This window comes from Paenibacillus sp. sgz302115, from assembly GCF_056120445.1.
Window position 1 is genome coordinate 1 of the sequence record NZ_JBVYOK010000087.1, and the last position, 282, is coordinate 282.

A 282-nucleotide genomic window follows, 5' to 3' on the forward strand; every position below is an offset into this window, starting at 1 on the left:
ACCTGAAGAAAGGATGAAAGGCGGAGCAATCTGCTACTAGAGGATGGGCCTGCGGCGCATTAGCTAGTTGGTGGGGTAACGGCCCACCAAGGCGACGATGCGTAGCCGACCTGAGAGGGTGAACGGCCACACTGGGACTGAAACACGGCCCAGACTCCTACGGGAGGCAGCAGTAGGGAATCTTCCGCAATGGGCGAAAGCCTGACGGAGCAACGCCGCGTGAGTGATGAAGGTTTTCGGATCGTAAAGCTCTGTTGCCAGGGAAGAACGTCCGGTAGAGTA

At 57.8% G+C, this 282-nt stretch carries 1 rRNA gene; it reads left to right on the plus strand.

The window, feature by feature from the left end:
* Positions 1-282 (plus strand): 16S ribosomal RNA (locus AC0LWN_RS32780); the annotation flags it as partial.